The organism is Pleionea sp. CnH1-48 (assembly GCF_024124665.1).
GTDB lineage: Bacteria > Pseudomonadota > Gammaproteobacteria > Enterobacterales > Kangiellaceae > JAMXSB01.
The window spans coordinates 1-1,948 of sequence record NZ_JAMXSB010000040.1; the positions used below are offsets into that span (position 1 = coordinate 1).

Sequence of the window (1,948 nt, forward strand, 5' to 3'; positions counted from 1 at the left end):
ATTACAACTGGAATCGTTATTATGATCCGATGTTAGGTCGTTATATTACAAGTGATCCTATCGGTTTAGCGGGAGGAATCAATACATATCTGTATGTGAGCAATAGCCCTTTCTCTTTGGTTGATCCTAAAGGTCAAGTTGGTGCTCTAGGTTTTGCTATTGGTGCAGGAATAAACTTCGCGATCCAAATGTATACAAATGGCGGGCGCTGGCAATGTGTTGATTATTTTGATGTATTACTTTCTGGTCTTGTAGGAGCGATTGCACCAAGTAAACTAGATGCATCCATGAATATCTGGACTAGTGGTAAAAAGATTTTAAACGCAGCAAAAGAACTATCGAAAGGTAAGAAAGTATATAAATATACTACGAGGTCTGGCCGTAGTTATACAAGATCACATAAGGCAACAATAAAAAAGGCTTTGGTGGCAAGAAGAAATGAGTTATTAGTGATACTAGGTTTTGAGTACTGGATGTCAGACTCAAAGCCAAAAGGTACATGGATTCCAAAAGATTTATTAGAGTCTAATTTCATTAAGTCAGTAACAAGTTATGATTTTTCATCGCTTTACTCTGGTAAATGTAAAGATAGTTGTGATTAAAAGGAGATATTATGGAGTTTGCATTAGAGGTAGCAATTATCACTTTATTAGTTATTAGTGCACTATTTTCTGACCTTAAAAGCGCTTTTATATGTTTGGTTTTGGGAAGTGTTTTCGCTGGTATATACAATGTATTTGTACATTACTGGGGAGGGGTTGGTAAGGTTTCGTTAGTAATTATTACATTGATTGCCATTGCTATATTCAAGGTTTACAAAAAAAAATCTCATAAGGAAGCTTAAGCACTAATAAGTTGTTTAAGGGCGTATGGACTGCGCCCTTTTTTTAATATTTTCGGAAAGGTGTCATGAAACCCCTTATAGTATGTTCAAGAGAATGGGTCCGGTACGGCGGCGCTCGTTGCATTGGTGCAGGTATTGATTTTGCAATTCAGATGTATACTAATGGTTGGCGATGGGAGTGCGTCGACTACTTTGATGTTTTGCTATCTGGTGGAGTTGGTTTTTTTGCGCCGAGTGGATTAGATGCTCTATTTAATATCTACGGAAGTGGTAAAAAAATTAAGAATGCAGCAAAAAGTATTAACAAGGGTGAATGGGTATATACCCATACAACTAAATCTGGACGAAAGTATACACGCTCACATAAAGCAACCATTAAAAAACAGATAACAGCTCGTGGTATTGAGTTGGGCACAATTGGATTATGGCAGGCTTGGAAAATGGATTCTAAACCAAAAGGGAGGCTGGTAGCTAAAGATGTATTAGAATCTAATTTTGTTAAAGAAAATTTTGAATATGACTTTAGTGGTCTATTTGCTGATGAATGTAATCGAGATTGTCCTTAGGGGGGAGTATGACTGAATACTTACCAATGCTATTACTATTTGCTTTTTTATGTTTACTTGCTTGGTATTCTGGCATTAGAAATGTTATTGCTTGTATAGTTGTAGCTGGTGTTGCGGCTGGTGTATATAATATTGTTATTACCATGTGGGGAGTAACTGGAAAGGTTGTTCTAACTATAGTTGTTTTACTTGCCATGTGCTCTGTTAAGATATATCAGTATAGTAAGAAGAAGAGCTTGAAAAAGTAAACTTTGGTTTCAATGTAATATCTTAAGGGCGTAATCCATACGCCCTTTTTAAATATTTTCGGAAAGGTGTCATGAAACCCTCTATAGTATGTTCAAGAGAATGGGTCGCTCAATAAGGCATTAGTTCTAAAATTAATTTTCTGTAAAAGCAAGGGGGCTTATACCCCCTAGGTAACTTTGAGTAAACGGAATTGCTCACTTTAAATTTAAAACAAAAAGGTATAGCGTCATGAAACTTTTTAAGGAAAATGAATGGTGCCGTATAGGCACAACTAAAGAATATGAGTTAA

General features: G+C 36.0%; 4 protein-coding genes. All 4 read left to right on the forward strand.

The genetic code is table 11. The features are described 5' to 3' along the window. Window positions 1-602: RHS repeat-associated core domain-containing protein (locus NH399_RS26070; protein WP_371876124.1), on the forward strand; the 602-nt coding region annotated here is incomplete at its 5' end. A gap of 11 nt (window positions 603-613) precedes the next feature. Further along, on the forward strand, window positions 614-844 hold the full coding sequence (locus NH399_RS25270) for a hypothetical protein (RefSeq protein WP_253044296.1): 231 nt from the start codon (window positions 614-616) through the stop codon (window positions 842-844). Window positions 845-909: 65 nt separating this feature from the next. After that, window positions 910-1,410: a hypothetical protein gene (locus NH399_RS25275; RefSeq protein WP_253044298.1), complete on the forward strand. Its 501-nt coding sequence runs from the start codon at window positions 910-912 to the stop codon at window positions 1,408-1,410. 8 nt (window positions 1,411-1,418) lie between these two features. Then, the gene (locus tag NH399_RS25280; RefSeq protein ID WP_253044300.1) at window positions 1,419-1,658 is read left to right on the forward strand and encodes a hypothetical protein; all 240 of its coding nucleotides are present in this window, start codon (window positions 1,419-1,421) and stop codon (window positions 1,656-1,658) included. Window positions 1,659-1,948: the final 290 nt, after the last annotated feature.

Coding starts and splice junctions, on each gene's coding strand:
- NH399_RS25270 (WP_253044296.1), top strand. CDS start 614: ATGGAGTTTGCATTAGAGGTAGCAATTATCACTTTATTAGTTATTAGT.
- NH399_RS25275 (WP_253044298.1), top strand. CDS start 910: ATGAAACCCCTTATAGTATGTTCAAGAGAATGGGTCCGGTACGGCGGC.
- NH399_RS25280 (WP_253044300.1), top strand. CDS start 1,419: ATGACTGAATACTTACCAATGCTATTACTATTTGCTTTTTTATGTTTA.